This window comes from Micromonospora sp. DT43, assembly GCF_049841645.1.
In the GTDB taxonomy this organism is placed as follows: domain Bacteria; phylum Actinomycetota; class Actinomycetes; order Mycobacteriales; family Micromonosporaceae; genus Micromonospora.
The window spans coordinates 16,471-37,443 of record NZ_JBNCKR010000007.1 but is presented as its reverse complement, the minus strand read 5'-3'; the positions used below and the strand labels follow the sequence as shown (position 1 = coordinate 37,443).

Sequence of the window (20,973 nt, the reverse complement as noted above, 5' to 3'; positions counted from 1 at the left end):
TCAGCTTCACGTTCGACTGCGGGTCCCTCGCCAGTCTTGACGGCGTCACGTTGCCGAGGCAGGAGTTGGAGGACATCGCCTTCTTCACCCGCCGAGAGGCTGAGCAGCGTCTTCCCGCCAACGTCGCCACACGAATCCGTGCGGCGACGAGTGCCCGTGACCGCCAGGCGCCGGTGTACCTCGCCGGCGGCTCAACAGTGCAGCCGGACCGGGTTCGCGGGCCAGACAGTGTCAGAGGCCGCGAGTAGCTTGTCTCCGACGCGGACCACGTGACGGGAGGAGGCCCGAGGATGCACCTACCGCTCAGGCGAGTCGAGCGCACCGAGGCGCCTGTCATGTTCATCGAAGCGAGAGACGGCTCCGATGAGATCGGGCCGGCCTGGGACCATCTGGAGACGGTGCTGGGATCGATGCGCGGGCGCACATTCCTCGGTGTGTTCGACGACAGCGGCATCTACCGCTGCTGCGTGCAGATTCGAGCCGGTGACGTCCCCGACCACCTCGGCCTACGAACGGGCGTCGTTCCGGGCGGCCGATACCTGAGCGCGACCGTGCGTGGACCGCAACCTGCTGTCTACGCCCTGCTCACCCCGACCTTCGAACAGTTGCAGCGCACGGGCGACCGGGACGACACTCGCCCGTGCATCGAGCACTACCGCCGCCACGACCGGATCGACGTGCTGATGCCCCTGCGAGGCGAAGACTGACCTCGACAGCAGGCTCTTTCGCCACTCCACAAGGCCGAGTGGGCGGACCCCCGTGACTTCGTGGCGGTGGTGGGTGGGCCGGGGTGCGTGCACACGCCGGCTTGCGCCCGCGGCCCCGGCGATGCCGACGCGGCTGCGGCCTGGCACCGCGACCATCCTTGGGACCTGCGGCCCGACCACGCCGGTGCGCCAGCGATCGGGTGGTTCCGCGCCTAGTACTGCAACGGCAGTTGGTCAGGGGTAGCCGTGTCGTCGGTAGTTGCAGGTTCGGGCTTGGTGTTGGCGTCGTCGGCGCCATCGAGACCAGGCCCAGACGCGCTCTGATGGGTAGGTTGATCGCACTATGAGTGCGGTGAGCAGTCTTCGGGTCTCCGGTATGGCGTAGCCGATCATCATGTCGCCGTCGGGGCTGGATCCCCTTCTGCGGTAAGGGATCGGGCCAGGGCCGGGCATCAACCGATAGGGCCGGACCGGACCGGACCGGTTTCCGGTCCCGCCCGGCCACGGCCAGCCACAACGCGGCTATCGGTTGGCGTCCCGGACCCGTACGGCGGCGACGCGCGGGGACGCCACCGGGTCGGGTTGGGAGAACGTGGCGACGAAGTCGTGTGGTCCGGCGCTGGTCAGGCCGGCGTAGTCGCCAAGGAAAAAGCCCGGGGGGCCGACTTCATTCAGGAAGGGGGCATGCCGCATGTCGAATGACTCGTTGGTGAGTCTTACCTCGGTGTCGAACCCCACCCCGGTCGCGCAATCAAGCTTGCGTGTCGGGCGACAGGTCACCAGCCAACGATCGGTCCATAGCGCCCCGGCGGGATCGTCGTTACGGAAATCGGAGTAGTCGACCGCGACGGTATGGTCGGCGGCGACTGCAACCGATGCGGTGAATGCCTGTTGGTTGCCGATCGGGACGTACGTCGGGCTGCGGTTGACCTTTACCGGCGTGGACCAGTGGCGCCCGCTGTCGTCCGACACGGACAGTGCGATTGCGTCCGCCTGCCCGCCGCTGAAGCGGGCGTCCTGCCAGACCAGGTAGATCCGCCCGCTGGCCGGATCGACCGCCGCGTCGATGAGCGCGGCGCTGCCGCTGGAGACCTGGTCCCCCGGCGACTGCGGATCGCTGACGCCGGCCGACCGCATCTCGGCTACCAGGTGGGGAGGTGACCAGGTGGCGCCACGGTCCTGCGACCGCATCACGGCAACGTGCCGGGTGGGCCGCTCGCCGGTGAGGTCGAACAGGGTGAAGGAGCCGACAAGGGCCCCGTTGGGGAGCACCACGATCTGGTGTCCGGTGGTCAGCCGGTTCTCCCCCGGCTCATAGATCTGCCGCGCCCGCCAGGTGCGTCCGGCATCACCGCTGGCGGCGAAGACCACCGCTCCGCGGAACGGCTCGCCCTCCTGGTCGGGTTCCATGATCTTCGGTACGACCGTGTAGACGCGTGCGGGGTCCTTCGGATCAGCCACCATCGCCCCACCGACGTACGTCCCGCCCTCCGGATCGCGCTCCGCCACCACGAGGACCGGTTTACTCCAGGTGAGACCGCCGTCGAGGGATCGGGCCGTGATGAGTCCGCTGGGTGTGGTCTCGGGTGCGTCGAACACATGCGCCGACAGGTGCAGCATGCCGGTTGGGCCGAATGACAGCCACACGTCATCGACGTAGTCGAAGGTCCCGCCCGTGCATCGGCTCGTCCCCGGAATCAGCACCCGCCGCCAACTGTGGCCGCCGTCGGCGCTCACCCCAGCGACCAGTCCTCTGAACCGGTCTTGTGTCCACACCGACACCAGCTGCTGACGTTTCAGGGGGTTGGCGGCGACGGTCGGTTCGAGCGCGCCGGCGGGTAGGAGATCGTCAAGAGCGGCCGAAGGGCAGGCGCCGAATGGGCTCGGCCCAGAGACCCACGCCGGACCCGTGGATACCTCCGATGGCGCCACCGACGCGCCCGCTGCACTGCTGCCTGGCGTGAGAGTCATGGTCACTAACAGGGCCGTGACGAGCAGGGCGGTAGGAGCTCGTCCGCTCATCGCGTGCTCGCCAGGTCGACCGGATCGGGTGCGAGTCGGCCGCGTCGTGCCAGCAGGACGCTGGCGGCGGCGAACCAGATGAAGCCGATGAACCTTCCGGCCGGGATGAAGACCGACGCCGCGGAGGCCAGCAGCGAGAAGATCGCGAGTACGCACAGCGTCGCGATGCCGATCCCCAGCCTTCCGAGCCAGCTCGGCAGCGCCCTGGTCCGCAGCATGGCGGCGGAGGCGGCGCCGACGAAGAGGCCGAGCGTCACGATGTGCAAGGGACCGCCGGTCATGAAGGCGAGGTCCATGGCGAACCGGAAGACCCGCAGATCCGATCCGCTGCTGGGACGAGATATGATCCATTGAACGGCCGCCGACGACAGCAGCAGCGCGGAGGCGACCGCACCGGAGGCATGCGCCAGCCCAGCGGCTCGGCCGATGTCGCCCCGCCGGCGCATCGTGACGGCGACGTACGCGGTGAACACCAGCAGTGCGACCGCTGCCAGCGCCTGGAAGAACGCGCCAACCGGTGCACTGGGTGAGCCGCTATTGAGGAACTGTTGGACATCGGCGTCGGACGAGTACGGCGTAACCAGCGGCTCGCCGGGTGAACTGATTAGCCCTGGGAGGAGCATCGCGGCGGCGAACGACAGGACGTACAGCAACCCACTCAGGGCGTGCAGCCGAGAGGCCACAAATGGTGTCTCACGCACGGCGGGGCCTCCCCGCCGGATAGACGACGATGGCTGTCGGATGTGTTGCGCTGCTATGTTGATCCACGGAGCGAGCATGCCGCCGGAGTCATCCGTCCACGTCGCATCGGCGTCGTATCTCTGACTGCGCTCCGCGGCGTATTGCCGTTGCGCGAGGGGGTACCACCCGGCCAAACGCTGGCGCTCGCCACCGCCGACGTGTACGCGGGACTCTAAGCTGGTTGTTCCGGTGAGGTTGGTGTTCTCAACTCGCGCGACTCCGCCCCGGCCTAAGGTAGGCCTGCCGGCCCGGGGCGCGCCCGGACCGCGGCCGCGTCATAGCTCACAGGAGCGGAATTCATGTCACAGGATGTCCGTCCCTTTCGCATCGACGTACCGGAAGACGACGCTGTCGATCTCCGACAACGATTGGCGATGACCCGGTGGCCCGACCGCGAGCCGGTCAACGACGGATCGCAGGGGGAACCGCTGGCAACGCTCCAGGAGTTCGTCCGCTACTGGGAGACAGAGTACGACTGGCGAAAAGTGGAAGCGAGGCTGAACGCCATGCCACAGTTCATGACGGAAATTGACGGACTCGACATCCACTTCATCCACGTCCGCCCCCGCCACGAGAACGCGCCGATCTTTCCCGGCGAGATCTACCGCGCGCCGCGCACCTGGGCCGAGCGCAGTTACCACCAGCTCATCTACTGAAACGAGGTCGACAGGGGCGGCCATTTTGCGGCCCTTGAAGAACCGGAACTCTTCACCACCGAGCTCCGCGCGGCGCTCCGCCCACTGCGCTAGATGTACTGACCGGGCGCGTTAGTCGTCCTCGTCCTCATCTTGCCCGACGATGGTGAACTCGGGCCGTCCCGACCAGCCGACCTTGCCGCCCTTGATGATCAGGTATGACTCCAGCACGTTGTCCTGGTAGAAGCGCAGGCACCCGGCGAGGACCTCGCAGCCCGCCGGGCATTTGCCGACTTTGCAGTCGTCGCAGTCCAGGTCGGCCCGCGCGAACAGCCACCTCAGGAGTGCCTCGATGTCCCCAGATCTCGCCGGGGCCCACGGCCCCCGCGAGTACTGGTGGCCGCGGGTGCCCCGTGCGGATCTGCTGGCAGCCCGGCCGGGGGCACTGGCTACTCGCCCGGCGCAGCATGACGACCGGGGAGATCGCGTACTACGTCTGCTACGGACCCGCCGCACCCGCCTGGTCGACCTGGCCCGCATCGCGGGGGCACGCTGGGCGATCGAGGAGTGCTTCCAGCAGGCCGAGAACGAAGCCGGCCTCGACGAATACCAGGTCCGCGACTGGCGAGCCTGGTACGCCCACATCACCCTGTCCATGGCCGCCCACGCCTGGCTGTCCGTGGCCCGATCCCTTACCGCAGAAGGGGATCCAGCCCCGACGGCGACATGATGATCGGCTACGCCATACCGGAGACCCGAAGACTGCTCACCGCACTCATAGTGCGATCAACCTACCCATCAGAGCGCGTCTGGGCCTGGTCTCGATGGCGCCGACGACGCCAACACCAAGCCCGAACCTGCAACTACCGACGACACGGCTACCCCTGACCAACTGCCGTTGCAGTACTAGCCGCCCACACGAAGACGTCGCGGACGGCGACCCCTAGCGGCCACGAAGCATGTTCGCGAGGCCGGCGGGATGGAGCGGGCTGCCTGCCGTGAAGCTGTTCAGGGAACGCCACACGACTTTCGTGCCCGGGTTGTCGAGTATCTCGCCGACCGTGTCCCGCTCGTAGAGCGACTGGTCGGCAAGCCGGCAGTCGTAGACGAAGACGATCTCATGACCGTCGCGGCCGAATCCCTGGAAGAGGTTTTCCAGAACGCCCAGTAGGCGTACGTCGAGGAGCTCGACGTCGAGCTCCTCGCGCAGTTCGCGACGTACGGCTGCCTCGGCCGTCTCGCCGAATTCGATGCCCCCGCCCAGGGGACGGTAGAAGGTTTCGTCCTTCGTGGAGTCGTGGCTCTCGAACACGAGCAGGTCCTCACCACGACGTGGCACGGCAAGGGCGACCGGGCGGATTGACGACATCAGTCGAGGCTAATGCTTAGATGTGTGTTCTTGCCTGCTCGATCTGCCGCACGATGGCATGGGCGCCATGGGCCTGGGCGATGGCGTTCGCCTCGTCGAGTGTCGCGAGCGCGTCCGCATGGCGGTCCTGGGCAGCGGCGATGTAGGCCAGGCCGACCATGTTGGCGGCCACGCCCGGCAGTGCCCCCACCTCTCGGCGCAGCCGTGACGACTCCTCCAGACGCTCGCGCGCTTCGTCCAGTCGACCGGCCGTGTGCGCCGCGATGCCCAGGTGTCGAAGTGCCTCGGCCTCAGTCGGCTTGTCGCCGACCTGCGCCGCCATCTGGCGGGACCGTGCCAGGTGCGGAACCGCGGTCTCGTTGTCGCGCCGGATCACCTGATGCAGGCAGCCGATCCAGAACAGCGCCTCGGCCTGGCCGCGCGTGTCGCCCAGCGCCTGGTACAGCTCGATCGCACGCTCGAACAACTGCAGTTCAGCCGGGTCCTCGACGGGTGACGAGCCGCTGATGGCGCGTTCATTGAGGAATCGCGCATGCAGGATCCGCCCGCGGGCCAGCGCGGTGTCGGCCTCCACCGCGTCCAGGTCCCGTTCGGCGTTGGCGAGCACGCCAGCATCGCCGCTGAACACGGCATGTTCGTAGAGGACCCTGGCCCGTTCGATGCGATCTTCGGCGTTCATCGCCGCCCCCGTCCCTGCATCGCCACTGCGCGCCGGGTCAGCAGTCTAGTGGTGCGCCCGTTCGTCGGGTGGGTGGCGGCCGCCGGTCGGCGTCCGGCGGCCGCCCCACAACCGGTCAGCTGGCGTACACCTCCAGTGCCGCCAGTTGCCCGGCCGGCCAGCCGGTGTTACCGGTCACGGTGATGCGTACGTAGCGGGTCTGCGCGGCGCTGAACGTCAGCGCCACCTGGTTGCCCGTCGACGGGTCGAAGGTCCGCGCCGCCGAGGAGACAAGCGTGCCGAAGCTGCTCCCGTCGGTGCTGCCCGTCACGGCGAGGGTCTGCGTGCGGGTCGCCCAGGCCGACGACGGCGGCAGCTTCAGCACCACCCGCCCGACCGTGCGCGTCGCACCCAGGTCGACCTGCACCCACTGCGGGAACGCGTTGTTGGCGCTCTCCCAGTAGCTGCTCGCGTCGCCGTCGACCACGCTGCCCGACCCGTAGCTCTGGACGTGGCTGCTCTCGCTCGTGGATCGGCCGCGGGCGAGGTCGGAGTTGGCCGGGGCGTCGGTGGTGACGGTGACCGCGTTCGAGGCCGCCGAGGTGTTGCCGGCCGCGTCGCGGGCGGTGACCGTGAAGGTGTACGAGGTGGACGCGCTGAGCCCGCTGACGGTCGCCGTGGTGCCCGTGACAGTGCTGACCACCGTGCCGCCCTGGCGCACCTGGTAGCCGGTCACGCCGTTGTCGTCGGTCGACGCCGTCCAGGCCAGGGACACACTGCTCGACGTCCGGCCGGTCGACGTGAGGCCGCTCGGGGCGCTCGGTGGGTTGTCCGTGGTGCCGCTTGAGGCGTACACCTCGACCTGGGAGAGCTGGCCCGCCGCCCAGCCGGTGTTGCCGGCGATGCTCAGCCGGATGTGGCGGGCCGTGGTGGTCGTCAGCGTGCGCGTGACGGTGTTGCCGGTGGCCGGGTCGAACGCGAACGCGGAGGCCCCGGCGATTGTGGAGAAGGAGCTGCCGTCGACGCTGCCCTGCACGGTGATGGTCTGGGTACGCGCGCCCCAGCCGGCGGGCAGCCGCAGCACGAGCTTGTTGACCTGGTGGCTGGCGCCGAGGTCGACCTGCCACCAGTGCGGGAACGAGCCGCCGCCGCTCTCCCAGTAGCTGCCGGCGTCGGAGTCCACCGCGTTCGATGCCGCGAACGAGCCGTTCTGGCTGCTCGCCGAGGTGGACTTGCCGGCCGCGAGGTTTCCGGTGACCGGCGGCGGGGTGCCGACCATCGGCGGCGTCGGGCGTACGGCGGTGAGCGCGAGTTGGCCCTTGAGCATCCGGCCGCCGTCGCCGGTGATGCGCAGGTAGTAGTCGGAGGAGCAGGCCACACCGTCCTCGTCGAGCGCCCGGATGTTCGCGCCGGCGGGGGTGGTGGCCTGCGTCTCGGACGTCTTGGCGATCTGGTTGCCCTCGTTGTACTCGTCGAACATGGACACGTAGAGGCCCTGGGAGCCGAGCCGGACCATGTTGTAGATGTGCCGCCAGTAGAAGTCGCCGTGCTTGCGGTGCCCACCGGCCAGGTCGCCGGGCATCACGCAGGGCAGGTAGTCGATGCCGCGCGCCGCACAGTCGGCCATGTCGCCGACGTTGACGTTGTTGTAGTACGAGTCGAGTTCCTCCACGGTGCGGGCGCGGTAGACCATCCACGGCGAGATGGCGTGGAAGGCGTGGTAGACGTCGAGGAAGCCGGGGCGGGAGTCCTCGATGCCCTGCCGCCACCAGGTGGGCACGCCACCGATGACGTAGCAGCCCTGCGCCTTGAACCAGTTGATGACCTCCAGGCAGGGCCCGGGGGTGAAAGGTCGGCTCGACTCGCTGAAGCCGAACCCCCAGATGCAGACGACAGGCTTGCCGTTCTGGCGGGCGTACGCGCTGGACGCGGTGTGCGCCGCCATCTTCGTCGTCCAGTCGGTCTTGATCTCCGACTGGAAGGTCAGCCAGTCGGTGACGTCGTACATGATGTAGAACTTGCGGTTGTAGCGCTCGGCCGCCGAGCGCACCTTCTGCGTCATCGCGTCGCGGGTCGGCCCCTCCCCGCCCATCGGGTTGAACCGTTGCAGCGCGGCGGTGTCACAGCCGTACTCCTGCATCCAGCGGAAGTGGGTGTCCACCGTCTGCTGGTCGTAGGAGGAGAAGAGGGTGGCCGGCGATCCGTTGCCGAGGTTGGGGTACGCGGTGGGATAGCTGCGCGTGTACTCGCGCATGTCCGGCCAGGACACGATCGTGGTGTTCGACGGCGACGGCGGCTGGAAGCGGTCGCGGCTCCAGTGCCACCAGCCGCCGATGGGCGCCGAGTCGCCGGGCGCGCTGAACCAGCCCTGGTAGCCGACAGTCACCTTGCCGACCACGTCCCCGACAGGGCTCGCGGCGGCGGCAGGTGTCGCCAGTGTGGCGAGCAGTTCGGTGGTGGAGGTGGCGGCGAGGGCGGACCCCGCGAGCACGGACGTGACGAACCTGCGGCGGGAGACCGCCATGAGGACCACTCCTTCGGGACGGAAGGCATTGACGGCCATCGTGGCAGCAGTCGATGCTTCCCCGCAAGAGTGCGACTGTTCGATGAAAAATCAAGGCAGGCCGCCGGCAGGAGCCGGGCGCGAACGGGGGCCGGAACCGCGCCGGTTCCGGCCCCCGTCGGTACGCTCGAAGCAACTACGGGGTCGGGTACTGCGCGACGAACACCGGAGCGCCGACCTTCGTCATGTCGGCCGCGTCGCCGACGCCGTTGACCACGTGGTCGATCGTGCCGGCGCTGAGGTTGACGGTCATGATGTGGTGCAGCCGCACGCCCGGCGTGACAGGCACCTCGAAGCCGTTCTCGGTGCGGATCGTCGGGTTGTTCTGGTTGAAGACGTACACCCCGCCGCCGTAGAGGTCGTGGTGGCGGACCCGGTCGCCGACCCTGTAGCCGGCGAAGCCCTCGACCGTGCCGTTCATCCAGTCGGCTTGCGTCGGCGGGTCGTACGGCAGCTCGTTCTGGTAGAGGATCGTGGTGCCGTGCTCGCCGTTCCAGACGGTGTTGTACCGCTGGAAGTGCTCGACGAACAGGCCGGTCGCGGTCACGTGGTCGCCGTTGATAACAGCGCCGTAGCGGCCGGTGTTGGTGCGCCAGCGGTCGGTGTCGCCGTTGACGCCCTCGGTGAAGCCCTCAACGCCATGGTCGCCGCGCCACACCCAGGTGTGGTCGATGAGCACGTTGTCGCTGTTGACCTCCAGCGCCGTGTTGGTCCGGCCGACGTGCGGGCCGCCGACGCGGAAGTACACGTCGGACAGGGTGGTCGGGTTGGCCGGGCTGCTGTGACCGTGGCCGTGCGAGCGGCCCACCCGCAGCAGGGCCGGAGACTCGACGGTGCCGGCGTCGATCGTGACGCCGGCGACGATCACGCCGGGCACGTCGGCGACGTCCAGCGGGACCGCGCCGTTCACCGCGGTGAGGGTGGCGTGGCCGATGCCGAGCACGACCGTGTCGGCCCGTCGGATCTCGATGCTGCGGGCGATGTCGTAGACGCCGGGGGTGAGCAGCAGGTTCTTGCCGCGCGCCAGTTGACTGTTGATCACCCGTACCGGGTCGGACGGCTTCGCGACGAAGAAGTCGTCGATCCCGATGGTCCGCCCGGGCGTCATGCCGTCGGCCCAGGAGACGCCCCGGCTGTCGCGCTGCGCCGCCGGCACCCGCACGTTGTAGCGGCCCTTGCCGTCCACGTACAGGTAGGGCTTCTCCCGGCTCAGCGGGGTGGTGTCGAGCGTGGTGTACGGCGGGTCCGGGAACGTGGCGTCGTCAGGTGCGCCCTCGACGCCCGCGAAGACCTGGTTCCACACGGCGTTGGACCACCCGGCGACCTCGCTGTTGCGGGTGAGCCACTGTTGCTGGGAGCCGTTGGTGGTGGCCGGCAGCCGCGAGTCGGCGATGAAGCCGCCGCTGGCGTACTGCGGGCCGGCCGTGCAGTAGTCCATCAGGGACAGGCCGCCGCCGGTGATGTTGAGCCGGCGCATCGAGACCGCCTGGGACACCGCCCAGAAGTTCGCAGTCGCCCGGCAGCCGTCCTGCCCGGCGCCGTTGACGGTGAGCGAGAGGTTGGACAGGGTGCGCCAGAAGTTGACGAGCGCGAGGCAGTTTCCGGTGCCGCCGTCGGCCAGGCAGCGGTTGTAGACCTCCAGCTTGCCGTTCACGGCGACGTCGGTGGGCGAGCCGCCCAGGCCGGCGACCTCGGTGTAGTAGCCGACCTTGGCCTGCAACGGCTGCTCGGCGGTGCCGTACGCGCCCGGCTTGAACAGGTAGGCGTGCCGCTCGGTGCCCATCTCGTTGTCGACCTGTCGGGCGTGCGCGGCGTCGAGGGTCTGCTGGATCTCGCCTACCGGCATGGTCGGGTCGAAGATCGTCACGTTCGGCCCGAAGTCGGGTGCGCCGTGCGTCGGGCGGCCGGCGGTGGCGGCGGTGCCGCTCGTCGCGACCGTGGTGGCGACCAGAAGAGCGAGGATGAGGGTACGTCGGGACGGGCTTGTCATGTGGTTCGTCCTCTCCGCTGACCGGGGCGTGCTCCCGGCGCAGCTGGGGGCGGTGAGAGCGCTCTCTGATGTTTCTACCCGGTTCTCCGGCCCCACGCCATGTCGTCACGGGCGGCGGATTGGACATCTTCGCCCACCTCGTCGTGAGGTGTCGGGCCCGGCACGTCGATCGTGCCGGATGCCGGCCGTCCGATCTCCAGCATCATCGGTGGTCTTCTCAGGTGTTGCGTCGCCCCCTGGAGTCCAAGAGTGGCAAATGAGCACCCCGGCGAGGGGCATGGGCATTGAGCGTGGCAACGACCACAGGGGACGGAAAGGGGAGTAGGCGGCGGAGTTCTTGGGCCGACCGACGCGTCGTCAGGCCGTGGGCGTGGGCGGCGTTGGGGCGGGGCGGGCCGCTGGTCGGGCGGAGCTCGAACCGCCCGTCCTGAGCGCGAACCAGCCAGCGGTGAGGACGACGAGCAGCATCACCACATTGTGGGCGTACTTGGCGCCGGCCGAGACCTCGCCCAGCAGGGGAAAGTAGGTGAAGGCCAACAGGCCGTTGGCCACGAGGAACGCGAGCGCGACTGCCGCTGCGTGCCGGATCCCCCAGCCTGGACGGCGTGCCGATAACCATACAAAGGCAGCCGCGAGGGCGGTTACGACGACGCCCTGCGCAAATCCCGCCCAGGTCTCGGCCACGAGCGCCCGTGCCACGGCGAGGACCAGCGCGATCGTGAAGGTCACCGCGATGGTCGGCGCCCGGCGACCGCGTTGCACCTCCGGCGCGGGTCGCTGACGATGGCGCCGGCCGACCAGGGCAGCTAGCCCTACGCAGCCGACAACCAGTCCGACCGACACCCCCAACTGGGTCTGCGACGCCGCGTGCGACCCGGGCTGGAACATGATGAGGGTCGCAGCCGCGAGGTAGGCAAGTCCGGCGATGATCAAGCCACGTCGCCCAAGCCACGGCGCGCGGGCGCGGGCGCGGGCGCGACGCCAGGCCTCGGCGAGGGCGACTGGCGCGCCGAAGCTGAAGATTACGTGGCCCACGAGAAAGTTCAGAGTGTTGGAGGCGTTGATTCCCAGAGGTTGAACAAGGGTGGCCTTCCAGCTCTCCTCCCAGCCGTCGTATCCCTCGTAGTCGTCGCTGAACATGGATTGGTCGATAATGCAGGCCTGAGTGAGGCCGAGAGCGAGGAAGAGCAACAACAGCGACGGCCAGCCCCAACCCGCTCGCCGGGCAACCTCTCGTGCGAGCAGCGCCGGGGCGCCGTAGAGCGCGGAGAAGTAGACGACAGAGAACGCGGCCAGGCCCAGATCCCCAGTACTGTCGCCGTACGCCGCCAACAACTCCGCGCTCACCGCGCTGAGCGCCACCATCGCGGTGACCTGTACCGGTACGAGGAGGTCGCGCCGCCCTGCGAGGCTGGGTGTATTCACTCCCCGATCGTCGCGTCTCGGCCGGTCAGCCACATCTACCGCACGTCTACCCCGACGTGACTTTAGTTCACTCCCGACGCTGACTTACGTCCCAGGGCAGCCAGCACCTCCCGCGTAGAAACGCCCGAACATGTCAGACCATCGGATGCTGATAGCGGCGGGACAGGGGCAGGAGATCCGGCTCACCGAACATCTCCACCATTGCCGCGAAGCGGTCAACCTTGTCGTCACCAAACCGCCGCACGCTGGCAGCGTAGGAACTCGCCGTCACAAACGTTGGCGGCGTCGTCTTGCTGTGGAACTTGTCCGCGTACATCACCAGTTGCTCCTCCAGCGTGTCAGCCGTGTAGTCGCGAACTGGCAGCGGCAGGCCCTGATGCAGCACGTCTTCACGGGTAAGCCCGACCCCGGTGTGATGAGAACAGAACCTGCTCACCAACTCGGGGAACCCGAGATCACGCAACAACGTGTGCCCCAAGATCCCGTGCCGGACATACGTCCCGTGGTCGAGCTGTCCCGCCGCGTCGTAGAGGCGGTAGACGCCGATGTCGTGCAGGAGACTGCCCGCACGGACGAGAGCGGCGTTGAGGGGATGGGGGTAGTCGGCCAGGAGCTGCTCGGCCACCGCGCAGATGATCTCGCAATGGGTGTAGACGAGCTCGAAGGCCTCTTCGGTCGGCGCGTACCGCTCATGCAGCGCCCGGATCTGCTCGTCGGTGGGAAGCAGCATCCGATGCTCGGTCGTCAAGCGGCTACCTCCCCCAACGGTCGCCACCAGTAGCCGGCAGACCCGCAGCGGCCACGGTGGGTTCGTCCCGGTCCCCGAGCGGCCGATAGAACGACGTCACCAGCACCAGGCCTCCACCGGGTACGAGGAATCGCCCGGCATCGCACTCGCCACCCGGATGGCCACATGCTCTCCTGACAGCCATCGGCGCGACAGCGCCGACCGAATCACCAACCCTAGCGACAGCCTGCAGCGCCAGCTGTCCCATGCCCGCCGCCGGTCCCTGCCGTGCCCGCGACCGGCCCAGCGCCTGGCTCCACCACCGCGGCACCGAGGCGGGTGCGGGTCGACCGTGGGGCGGCGAGCACCGGCCGGTCGACGGACACGATCGACCTGCTGACCGTCGCCTCACCACTCGCTGGCGCTCCCCCGCTCGCGCTGCGCGAGCTGACCGACGCCGAGCATCCCCGCGGGGCCAGGGCACGCAAACGCCGTGACGACGTGCGCGTCTGGGCGGCCGAGGGCGGCGTGGTCGTCCTCGGCCGTGGCGTGGCGGGTCGCTGGGAGGCCGCGATCGAGGTCGACGAGGACGTGCGCCACCGGGGCCTGGGCCGGGCGCTGGCGACCGCCGCCCGGCATCTCGTGCCCGAGGGTCAGCCGGTCTGGGCGCAGCAGGCCGCCGGCAACGCACGCAGCGTGCGGGCCTTCCAGGCGGCCGGTTTTCGACCGGTGGGCGCCGAAGCGCTGCTCCTGGCGAAGTAGCCACTCCGGCGGTAAATCGACCTTCCGCATTGACCGGGGACAGCGAACTTCGGACCGGCGGGTGAGGATGGACGGTGACGCGGGGAGGCGCCGATGCAGATCGACCTGCTGCCCCACCTGGACGAACATGCCACGCCCATCGCGGCGGAGACCGACCAGGTCTGGCCGCACCTCACCGACGTCGTCGAGCGGACCTTCTCGCGGCCCGGCGTGGGTGGGTACGCCCGCCTGGTGGGTGCCGCCGACCGGGCCGCGTCGGGGCCCCGACCGCTCGTCGAGGGCTCGACATTCCCCGGCTTCCACGTGGTGACCGCGCTCCCCGGTCAGGAGTTGGCGTTGCGGGGCAGCCATCGGTTCTCGACCTACGCGCTGATCTTCCGCCTGGACGCGCACGGTCCGGGCCGGTCCCGGCTGCGGGCCGAGACGAGAGCCGTCTTCCCCGGCCTGACCGGCCGCCTCTACCGACAGATCCTGCTGACCTCGGGTGGCCACGTGCTCGGCGTACGCCGAATGCTTGCGGCGGTCCGGCGCAGATCAGAACACTCCTGACGTGCAGGGCCGCGGTCCACATGGCCGACATGGGCGCATCTCGGCGCCCGGCCCCCACATCGCCGACCTGGAGCGGATCTCTCGCCGGCATGACCACGGGGCGGCGAACCTCACCTCGGACCGGTGAGAATGGACGCTGGCGCGCAACGGGGAGGCGACGATCGTGGGTGGCACGTTGGCCGACGTCCTGGACGCGGCAGCACGCGGGCACTTCCCGCCCCCGGACGGCGGGACCACGATCGTGGCGCAGCACAGCCGTCGAGACGCCGGGGTCATCGCGTTCACCGCCCACTCCGTGGTGTTCACCGACGAGGACCCCGACTGGGTCCGCGACACCCTGGCCGCCCTCGACTGCGACGGTCTGGCGGCCACGATGAATCCGCGCTTCCTGGGCGCGCTGCTCGATCGCACCGGCCGGTCGACGGACACGATCGACCTGCTGACCGTCGCCTCACCACTCGCTGGCGCTCCCCCGCTCGCGCTGCGCGAGCTGACCGACGCCGAGCATCCCCGCGAGGCCCGAGCGCGCAAACGCCGTGACGACGTCCGCGTCTGGGCGGCCGAGGGCGGCGTGGTCGTCCTCGGCCGTGGCGTGGCGGGTCGCTGGGAGGCCGCGATCGAGGTCGACGAGGACGTGCGCCACCGGGGCCTGGGCCGGGCGCTGGCGACCGCCGCCCGGCATCTCGTGCCCGAGGGTCAGCCGGTCTGGGCGCAGCAGGCCGCCGGCAACGCACGCAGCGTGCGGGCCTTCCAGGCGGCCGGTTTTCGACCGGTGGGCGCCGAAGCGCTGCTCCTGGCGAAGTAGCCACTCCGGCCCCCACCGCCTGCGGCGGGCCTCACCCGTCGCTCAGGAACTCGTCGATCATCGGGGCCAGCCAGTCGGCGCGCTGCGGAATCGTGGTGTGGGTGGTGCCCGGGAGGATGGCCAGCCGGCAGGCCGGCAGACCGGTCAGGTCGCCGGGCACCGCGCCGCCGAGCAGCCGGAACATCAGCACCGCGTGCTCGGGCTGGACGATGTCCGAGTCGGCCAGCACGATCATGGTGGGCGCGGCCAGGGCCCGGATCTGCTCGGGCGTCCAGCGCGGCAGGTTCGCGTCCAGCACCTTCATCTTGGTGACCAGGTTGGCCCAGCCCGCCGGGTCCGGCGCGGTCCGCAGGTACTCCTCGTGGAACTCCGAGCCGTGCAGGTGCTCCGGTTGCAGATCCTGGATCCCGTCGAGCAGCCCGGGGTGCAGGCCGGCGTCCTCGAAGCTCACCGAGGCGAGGACCAGCCGCCCGACCCGGTCGGCGTGTTCGGTGCCCAGGCGCAGCGCCACCGCCGCGCCCATGCTCCAGCCGTACACGTCCGCCCGCTCGACATCGAGGCGGTCGAGCAGCTCGACCACGTCGGCGGCGAAGTGCTCCACGGTCAACGGCCGGTCGGCGTCCGGGGTGTGGCCGTGCGCCTGCAACTCCACGGCGATGACCCGCCGGGACTTCGCCAGGTTCGGCAGGATCGTGCCGAATGAGGTGCCGATGCCGGAGAGCGCGCCGTGGATGAGCACCAGCGGCCGGCCCTCGTCACTGCCATGTGTCTCGTGATAGATCTCCATGCCCACACGGTGCGCCGGCGCGCTTACGGTCTGCTTTCGATCTCCTTTCCGAGGCCAGCACGAATGCCACCGTACGAAATTGTGGTTGACCATCGACATTGAGGCGGTCGTTCTTGCTTGCCCGTGGGACGCGAACTCTCTCGGGGATGAGTCGCTCTTCCGACGGGGCAATGGCGTAACTATTGATATTGGTTGATGCTTGCCTGGATGTCGTCCGGCGGCCACCCCTCGATTACACAAGGAGTCGAAGATGCCCACACCTAATGCAAGCGACCTGTCCGGGAGCGCAGCTTTTCAGGGACTGCTGTCGGTTGGCCTGATGGTTCTGCCCGCACACACCGCGGCGGTCCGCCACCTGACCGCCGATCAGCTAGGCGTTCAACAGGCCGAGGCAGAGGCCCTGGCGCGGCGGTTGCGCGCCCTGGCTCGGCAACGTTCGGAGATTTCCGAAGCCGAACTGGCGAAACTGGCCCATTTGGCCGGGCTCACCCCGACCGACATCAACGACATCATGCACAGAGCTCTCACCCACGGGTTGGCGCTGATCGAGGCGTTCCCGGAGCTGACATCAATGGACGATCACGCGAAAAACATGCTGATCTTCGACGCGATGCGGCGTGACGAGGCGTTCATGAATGCACTCAAGCGCGCGACCACCGACGGCGTCGCCGCCGACGATCAAGCCAGCGCGTGCAAGAACGCATGTCTTCTGACGTTCATGATGAAGCTGTTCGCCGCGCAGATCGCTGCCGTTCAGCGGATGATGGCCTGTGCGGTCCTGGTATTCCCGCCGCTGGTCCTCGCCTGCGCTGCGGTCATGCTGATAATCATGATCGTGGCAATGACGAAAGCGAACAAGGAGTACACCCAGTGCATCGAGGACTGCCTGGAGGGCAATGGAGGAGGAGACGGAGGAGGAGGAGGGGATTAGCACTCCAGCCGCACTAGGATGACGGCCGTGCAGTTCGGGGTGCTCGGGCCGCTCGCCGTCACCACGGACGCCGGCGAGCCGGTGGTGGTGCCCGGCACGAAGGTCCGCGCCCTCCTGGCCGACCTGCTGACCAACCGCAACCAGGTCGTCTCCGCCGACCGGCTCATCGACGACCTGTGGGGCGACGACTCCCCCGCCAACCCCTCCGGCGCCCTCCAGGTGCGGGTGTCTCAGTTGCGCAAGGCGCTCAACGACGCCGAGCCGGGCGCGCGGGACCTCGTCGAGTCCCGCGCTCCCGGCTACCTGCTGCGGGCCGGCACTGTCGACGCCGACCGGTTCGCCGAGCTGGCCCGGCACACCGACGTCGACAGGTTGAGCGAGGCCCTCGCGTTGTGGCGGGGTGAGGCGTACGCGGACGTGGCCGACGCCGAGTTCGTCCGTGCGGAGGCCACCCGCCTCGCCGAGCAGCGTCTCGCCGTGCAGGAGCGGCTGGCGGAGGCCCGGGTGGCCCGGGGCGAACACGACCTCGTCGCGGCCGACCTGGCCGAGTTGGTCGCCCGGCACCCGCTGCGCGAGGGCCTGCGGGCGGTGCAGCTCCGCGCGCTGTACGCGGCCGGTCGTCAGTCCGAGGCCCTGGACAGCTACGCCGACCTGCGGGACCGGCTCGCCGACGAGCTGGGCCTCGACCCCGGCCCCGAACTGGTCGCCCTGCACCGCCGGATCCTCGAACAGGACGCCGGCCTGAGCGCGCCGCCGAAGGCCGCGATCATCCGCAACAGCCTGCCCGCCCAGCTCGACGAGCTGGTCGGCCGAGCCGAGGCGCTCACCGAGCTGCGGGCCCTGCTGCCCGCGCAGCGCCTGGTCACGCTGATCGGGCCGGGCGGCGTCGGCAAGACCCGGCTGGCCACCGAGACCGCCCGCACCCAGTCCCTTCCCGACGGCGTCCTGCTTGTCGAACTGGCAGCGCTGCCCGCCGGCGACCCGGGCGTCGCCGAGCAGGTGCTCGGCGCGCTGGACGCCCGCGAGGCCGCCGGCACGAGCCTGTCGGCCACCGACCGACTCGTCGCGGCGCTGCGGCAGCGACACCTGCTGCTCGTACTGGACAACTGCGAACACGTCATCGAGCCGGTCGCCGCGCTGGTGGCCCGGCTGCTGCGCGACGCGCCCGGGGTACGCGTGCTGGCCACCAGCCGCGAGTCACTCGGCCTGACCGGGGAACTGCTCTGGGAGGTACCCCCGTTGTCGCTGCCCCAGGACAGCGACCCGGACGCGGTCCGGCGCTCGGCGGCGGCCCGGTTGTTCGCCGCCCGCGCCGCCGCCCAGCACCGCGGTTTCCGCCTCGACGAGCACACCGCGCCGGCGGTCGCCCAGCTCTGCCGTCGCCTGGACGGCCTGCCGCTGGCGTTGGAGCTGGCCGCGACCCGGGTCCGCGCGTTGGGCCTGCGAGGTGTCGTGGATCGGCTCGACGACCGGTTCCGGCTGCTCACCACGTCCCAGCGCGACGTGCCGTCGCGACAGCGGACGCTGACCGCGGTGATCGGTTGGAGTTGGGACCTGCTGGACGAGGCCGACCGGGAGGTGCTCGCCCGGCTCGCGGTGTTCCGCGACGGCTGCACGCCGGAGGCAGCCGAACAGGTCTGCCAGGCCGACCTGGACGCCCTCGCCCGGCTGGTGGACCGGTCGCTTGTGGTGCTTGACGACTCCCCGGCCGGTCCGCGCTACCGGCTGCTCGAATCGGTAGCCGCGTTCTGCCTGGACCGCCTCGCCGACGCCGACGCCGTCCGGACGCGGCACGCCGCCTACTACACGGACCTGGCCGAACGCGCCGACCCGCAGTTGCGCGGTGCCGACCAGCGGCGCTGGCTGGCGCTGCTGGACGCCGAGACGGCGAACCTGCGCGCCGCGCTGGCCCACGGCGGCGGGCTGCGGCTGGCCGTCGCGCTGAGCTGGTACTGGTATCTGCGCGGCCGGCTCACCGAGGCGCGACGGGCCCTCGCCGTGGCGGGCGACCCGCCGCAGGAGTCCCGCGCGACCCCGTGGCGGGTCGGGTTCGCGCTGCTACGCGGCGAGGCGGTCGCGCCGGAGGACATTCGTGCCGCACTGGCCCACGACCCGGACGGACGAGGCGCCTGGTTCGCGGCGAACGCGGTCATCACGCACAGCGAGCTGACCCTGGCCGCGGAGTTGCTGCCCCGCGCTCCGGCCGACGCGTGGACCGAGGCGGCGGTGCTCGCCTCCCGGGCCATGCTCGCGCACGCCGCCGGCGACCAGAGCGCCCTGGAGTACGCCTCGACGCGCAGCGCCGCGCTGTTCGCCGACCTCGGTGACAGGTGGGGGCGGCTCCAGGCCAGCGAGTGGGTGGGTGGGCTGGCCGAGATGCGCGGCGAGCACCAACGCGCCGTCGAGCTGCACCGCGAGGGACTGCGCTGGGCCGAGGAGTTGGAGCTGTGGCCGCAGGTCGGCACCGAACTGTCCTGGCTGGCCTGGCTGGCGGTGCAGACCCGTGACTACCCGCAGGGGCGTGAGTTGGCCGAGCGCGCGTACCGGCTGGCGGTCGAGCAGGACGCGCCGGGCGCGCTGGTCTTCGCCGAGACGAGCCTCGGGTTCGCCGCCCGCCGCGACGGCAAGCTCGACCTCGCCGTCACCCACCTCAGCCACCTCGCCGAGCGGGGGCGCGCCGAGACGCGGCCCGCGCTCTACCTGCCGATGGTCCTGGTGGAGCTGGGGTACGCCGTCGAGCAGGGCGGCGACCCCGACGTCGCGCTCGCCCTGCACGTCGAGGCGTACGAGGCCGCCGAGGCGATGGCCTCGCCCCGCGACGGGGTCGCCGCGGTGGAGGGGATGGCGTCGGCGGTTCGCTCGCCGGAGGCAGCCGCCCGGTTGCTCGGCGTGGCGGCGGCAGCCCGGATGGCCCTGGAGGCCCCGGCCTCCCCGAGCGAACGCGACGAGGTCGACCGGGTGACCGGACGCGTGCGGGCCGCCCTCGGGCCGGAGCGCTTCGACGCGCTCGTCACCGAGGGCACGAAGCTGAGCCCGGGCGAGGCCCGGGCTCAGCTCTGAGGCGACGGTCAGGCGACGGCGGGGCGGCGGCGAGGAGGCGGTCAGGCGGCGGTCTTCGGCCGGTACGAGGCGACGATCACGCCACTCTTGTGCACCCGGGTGTCGACGAGGTCGAACGACGTCTGGAAGTCCGGCAGCGGCACCGTCAGGCTGGGCGCGCCCTGCAGCACCGGGTGGATCCAGAAGCGGACCTCGTCCACCAGGCCCGCGGTGACCAGTTGGGCGGTGACCGAGCCGAAGCCGTACTGGATGATGTTCTTGCCGTCCTGGGCCTTGAGCGCCGTGACCGCCTCGACCAGGTCGCCCTGGAGCACCTCCGTGTTGTTCCAGGTGGGGTTGGTGAGGGTGGTCGAGGCGACGTACTTCTTGACGTTGTTGAAGTAGGCAGCCCCGGTCGTCGGGTCGCTCTCGTCCTGCTGCGGCCAGGCGACGGACATGCCGTCGTAGGTGGCCCGACCCATCAGCATCGCGTCCGCCCCGTCGGTCAGCTCGCCGGCCAGGCTGATGGACTCCTCGTCGAAGTACGGGCCGGTCCACATCGGGTTCTCGATGACGCCGTCGAGGGTGATGTAGGTCGAGTTGATGAGCTTGCGCATCGGAATCTCCTGGGTGTCTGTCGTGTCCTGCTGACACCCGGAACACTGCCGGCCCCCGCTTACGATTCGCTTCAGGTGCCCTTACCCGCGTCCTCGGCCGCGCCGGAAACCGGGTCGACAAGTGGAATCGGCAGCGCCTGCGGTGCCGCCGTGCCGCCACCGGTCGAGTGCGCCGGCGCGGGCCGGTCGTCGGTGCGGCTGTGCAGGCGTCCGCGCCCGGCCGGCCCGGCGCGGCGGGTCACCTCGACTGTCACCATCCGCACCGGCGGTGGCGGCACGGTGAAGCGGCCGACGCCCCAACGCACCCAGAGCGGGATCCGGCCGGCGTCCGCCTCGGCTGTCAGCTTCTGCACCGTACGGGCCCGGTCGGTGTGGTCGACCTCGATCACCACCGGCGGGCCGTCCGGGCGGGCGCACGCCACGTCGAGAACGGAGTGCCGCTGCTGCATCGGCGGCGGAAGCGGCACGACACTTGGCGCGCGCCGGTAGACCCGCCAGCCCCGCGTCTGTCCCCACCGCGCCACCTCGTCGATGATCCGCGCGGTCACCTCGTCGGTGTCCAGCTCGACGAATGTCAGCTCGGCCAGCCACTGGCCCAGGTCGGCGGCCAGCCGCTCACCCTGCGCCGCAACGTCCACGGGCGCAG

17 protein-coding genes and 2 pseudogenes are annotated in these 20,973 nt (G+C 70.0%); 8 read left to right on the top strand and 11 right to left on the bottom strand.

All coding sequences use genetic code 11. From position 1 onward, the window contains the following. The first annotated feature begins 335 nt into the window (after positions 1-335). The gene (locus tag ACLQ26_RS18255) at positions 336-707 is read left to right on the top strand and encodes a hypothetical protein (protein ID WP_425745542.1); all 372 of its coding nucleotides are present in this window, start codon (positions 336-338) and stop codon (positions 705-707) included. Positions 708-1,229: 522 nt separating this feature from the next. Here ACLQ26_RS18255 and ACLQ26_RS18250 read toward each other — a convergent pair. Both ACLQ26_RS18250 and ACLQ26_RS18245 read right to left on the bottom strand, forming a co-directional pair. Then, positions 1,230-2,444 carry a sialidase family protein gene (locus tag ACLQ26_RS18250; protein WP_425745541.1) on the bottom strand — a complete coding sequence of 405 codons (1,215 nt, stop codon included), beginning with the start codon at positions 2,442-2,444 and terminating at the stop codon, positions 1,230-1,232. Between the two features lie 281 nt (positions 2,445-2,725). Next, a complete protein-coding gene (locus ACLQ26_RS18245) occupies positions 2,726-3,382 on the bottom strand; it encodes a hypothetical protein (RefSeq protein ID WP_425745540.1) in 657 nt (218 codons plus the stop codon). A gap of 387 nt (positions 3,383-3,769) precedes the next feature. Between ACLQ26_RS18245 and ACLQ26_RS18240 the strand changes: the two genes are divergently transcribed. Beyond that, positions 3,770-4,126: an epoxide hydrolase N-terminal domain-containing protein gene (locus ACLQ26_RS18240; protein WP_425745539.1), complete on the top strand. Its 357-nt coding sequence runs from the start codon at positions 3,770-3,772 to the stop codon at positions 4,124-4,126. A gap of 349 nt (positions 4,127-4,475) precedes the next feature. Next, positions 4,476-4,835: pseudogene (locus ACLQ26_RS18235) on the top strand (IS701 family transposase); the annotation flags it as partial. Between the two features lie 213 nt (positions 4,836-5,048). Here the strand turns inward: ACLQ26_RS18235 and ACLQ26_RS18230 are convergent. The 6 genes from ACLQ26_RS18230 to ACLQ26_RS18205 form a co-directional block, all read right to left on the bottom strand. After that, a complete protein-coding gene (locus ACLQ26_RS18230; RefSeq protein WP_425745538.1) occupies positions 5,049-5,474 on the bottom strand; it encodes an NUDIX hydrolase in 426 nt (141 codons plus the stop codon). A 16-nt stretch (positions 5,475-5,490) separates the two neighbouring features. Then, entirely contained in the window at positions 5,491-6,153 is a 663-nt protein-coding gene (locus ACLQ26_RS18225) for a tetratricopeptide repeat protein (RefSeq protein WP_425745537.1), read from the bottom strand. Between the two features lie 115 nt (positions 6,154-6,268). After that, complete coding sequence (locus ACLQ26_RS18220) at positions 6,269-8,656, bottom strand: discoidin domain-containing protein (protein ID WP_425745536.1); 2,388 nt, start codon at positions 8,654-8,656, stop codon at positions 6,269-6,271. Positions 8,657-8,831: 175 nt separating this feature from the next. Continuing rightward, on the bottom strand, positions 8,832-10,685 hold the full coding sequence (locus ACLQ26_RS18215) for an adenylyl cyclase (RefSeq protein WP_425745535.1): 1,854 nt from the start codon (positions 10,683-10,685) through the stop codon (positions 8,832-8,834). Between the two features lie 357 nt (positions 10,686-11,042). After that, positions 11,043-12,110 (bottom strand): hypothetical protein, encoded by a 1,068-nt coding sequence (locus ACLQ26_RS18210; protein ID WP_425745534.1) that lies wholly within the window; start codon positions 12,108-12,110, stop codon positions 11,043-11,045. A 133-nt stretch (positions 12,111-12,243) separates the two neighbouring features. Continuing rightward, on the bottom strand, positions 12,244-12,840 hold the full coding sequence (locus tag ACLQ26_RS18205; RefSeq protein WP_425745820.1) for an HD domain-containing protein: 597 nt from the start codon (positions 12,838-12,840) through the stop codon (positions 12,244-12,246). A gap of 363 nt (positions 12,841-13,203) precedes the next feature. On the opposite strand from ACLQ26_RS18205, the pseudogene ACLQ26_RS18200 reads away from it, so the two are divergent. From ACLQ26_RS18200 to ACLQ26_RS18190, 3 genes and pseudogenes are all read left to right on the top strand, one after another. Next, positions 13,204-13,599, top strand: a pseudogene (locus tag ACLQ26_RS18200) (GNAT family N-acetyltransferase); the annotation flags it as partial. A 93-nt stretch (positions 13,600-13,692) separates the two neighbouring features. Next, positions 13,693-14,148, top strand: a complete 456-nt coding sequence (locus ACLQ26_RS18195; RefSeq protein ID WP_425745533.1) for a hypothetical protein — start codon at positions 13,693-13,695, stop codon at positions 14,146-14,148. Positions 14,149-14,311: 163 nt separating this feature from the next. Then, positions 14,312-14,953: a GNAT family N-acetyltransferase gene (locus ACLQ26_RS18190; RefSeq protein WP_425745532.1), complete on the top strand. Its 642-nt coding sequence runs from the start codon at positions 14,312-14,314 to the stop codon at positions 14,951-14,953. Positions 14,954-14,984: 31 nt separating this feature from the next. On the opposite strand, the gene ACLQ26_RS18185 is transcribed toward ACLQ26_RS18190, so the two are convergent. Continuing rightward, entirely contained in the window at positions 14,985-15,740 is a 756-nt protein-coding gene (locus ACLQ26_RS18185) for an alpha/beta fold hydrolase (protein ID WP_425745531.1), read from the bottom strand. A gap of 250 nt (positions 15,741-15,990) precedes the next feature. Here ACLQ26_RS18185 and ACLQ26_RS18180 point away from each other — a divergent pair, with 250 nt between their 5' ends. Both ACLQ26_RS18180 and ACLQ26_RS18175 read left to right on the top strand, forming a co-directional pair. Further along, positions 15,991-16,671 (top strand): hypothetical protein, encoded by a 681-nt coding sequence (locus ACLQ26_RS18180; protein WP_425745530.1) that lies wholly within the window; start codon positions 15,991-15,993, stop codon positions 16,669-16,671. A gap of 27 nt (positions 16,672-16,698) precedes the next feature. Next, complete coding sequence (locus ACLQ26_RS18175; RefSeq protein ID WP_425745529.1) at positions 16,699-19,731, top strand: BTAD domain-containing putative transcriptional regulator; 3,033 nt, start codon at positions 16,699-16,701, stop codon at positions 19,729-19,731. Between the two features lie 41 nt (positions 19,732-19,772). Here ACLQ26_RS18175 and ACLQ26_RS18170 read toward each other — a convergent pair whose 3' ends face one another. Together ACLQ26_RS18170 and ACLQ26_RS18165 are read right to left on the bottom strand one after the other, a co-directional pair. After that, a complete protein-coding gene (locus ACLQ26_RS18170) occupies positions 19,773-20,327 on the bottom strand; it encodes a dihydrofolate reductase family protein (RefSeq protein ID WP_425745528.1) in 555 nt (184 codons plus the stop codon). A 71-nt stretch (positions 20,328-20,398) separates the two neighbouring features. Then, positions 20,399-20,965 carry a hypothetical protein gene (locus tag ACLQ26_RS18165; protein ID WP_425745527.1) on the bottom strand — a complete coding sequence of 189 codons (567 nt, stop codon included), beginning with the start codon at positions 20,963-20,965 and terminating at the stop codon, positions 20,399-20,401. Between the last annotated feature and the right edge of the window lie 8 nt (positions 20,966-20,973).

What these genes read in the sequence shown, in the direction of transcription:
- ACLQ26_RS18255 (WP_425745542.1), top strand. Translation starts at nt 336, where the DNA reads ATGTTCATCGAAGCGAGAGACGGCTCCGATGAGATCGGGCCGGCCTGG.
- ACLQ26_RS18240 (WP_425745539.1), top strand. Translation starts at nt 3,770, where the DNA reads ATGTCACAGGATGTCCGTCCCTTTCGCATCGACGTACCGGAAGACGAC.
- ACLQ26_RS18230 (WP_425745538.1), bottom strand. Translation starts at nt 5,474, where the DNA reads ATGTCGTCAATCCGCCCGGTCGCCCTTGCCGTGCCACGTCGTGGTGAG.
- ACLQ26_RS18225 (WP_425745537.1), bottom strand. Translation starts at nt 6,153, where the DNA reads ATGAACGCCGAAGATCGCATCGAACGGGCCAGGGTCCTCTACGAACAT.
- ACLQ26_RS18220 (WP_425745536.1), bottom strand. Translation starts at nt 8,656, where the DNA reads ATGGCGGTCTCCCGCCGCAGGTTCGTCACGTCCGTGCTCGCGGGGTCC.
- ACLQ26_RS18215 (WP_425745535.1), bottom strand. Translation starts at nt 10,685, where the DNA reads ATGACAAGCCCGTCCCGACGTACCCTCATCCTCGCTCTTCTGGTCGCC.
- ACLQ26_RS18205 (WP_425745820.1), bottom strand. Translation starts at nt 12,840, where the DNA reads ATGCTGCTTCCCACCGACGAGCAGATCCGGGCGCTGCATGAGCGGTAC.
- ACLQ26_RS18195 (WP_425745533.1), top strand. Translation starts at nt 13,693, where the DNA reads ATGCAGATCGACCTGCTGCCCCACCTGGACGAACATGCCACGCCCATC.
- ACLQ26_RS18185 (WP_425745531.1), bottom strand. Translation starts at nt 15,740, where the DNA reads ATGGAGATCTATCACGAGACACATGGCAGTGACGAGGGCCGGCCGCTG.
- ACLQ26_RS18180 (WP_425745530.1), top strand. Translation starts at nt 15,991, where the DNA reads ATGCCCACACCTAATGCAAGCGACCTGTCCGGGAGCGCAGCTTTTCAG.
- ACLQ26_RS18170 (WP_425745528.1), bottom strand. Translation starts at nt 20,327, where the DNA reads ATGCGCAAGCTCATCAACTCGACCTACATCACCCTCGACGGCGTCATC.